The 506-nt window shown below is 46.4% G+C and carries 2 tRNA genes and 1 rRNA gene; all 3 read left to right on the top strand.

Features of this window, described 5'->3' with window-relative positions:
- Window positions 1-63 (top strand): 16S ribosomal RNA (locus HH682_RS15435); the annotation flags it as partial.
- 74 nt (window positions 64-137) lie between these two features.
- Window positions 138-214, top strand: a tRNA-Ile gene (locus HH682_RS15430).
- A 114-nt stretch (window positions 215-328) separates the two neighbouring features.
- Window positions 329-404, top strand: a tRNA-Ala gene (locus HH682_RS15425).
- Window positions 405-506: the final 102 nt, after the last annotated feature.

The following is a 506-nucleotide window of genomic DNA, read 5'->3' as shown; positions in this document are numbered from 1 at the left end:
ATGACTGGGGTGAAGTCGTAACAAGGTAACCGTAGGGGAACCTGCGGTTGGATCACCTCCTTACCTGTAAGATACATGGCTGCGTAGTGCTCACACAGATTGTCTGATGAAAATTAAAGAGAGCAGTAAACATCTGCAGGCTTGTAGCTCAGGTGGTTAGAGCGCACCCCTGATAAGGGTGAGGTCGGTGGTTCAAGTCCACTCAGGCCTACCAAATTCATCCTCACACTGTGTTGTAACGCCACTCGCATACTGATGTATGCTTCGTAACGTTACGCCTTGTCTGAGAATGAATTGCTTAGGTAACTCTGATGTTTGCAAAATCGATGGGGCTATAGCTCAGCTGGGAGAGCGCCTGCCTTGCACGCAGGAGGTCAGCGGTTCGATCCCGCTTAGCTCCACCATCTTCAGTATCTCACTGAAAACAAAATTATCTTAAAGTTGACTTACGAGTCGCCTTTAAGATATTGCTCTTTAAAAATCTGGAAACAAGCTGATAAATTGAA

Origin of the sequence: Rosenbergiella gaditana (assembly GCF_018494065.1) — a bacterium.
Classification (GTDB): Bacteria; Pseudomonadota; Gammaproteobacteria; order Enterobacterales; family Enterobacteriaceae; genus Rosenbergiella; species Rosenbergiella gaditana.
The sequence above is the reverse complement of the archived record's forward strand: the minus strand, read 5'-3'. Positions and strand labels throughout refer to the sequence as shown.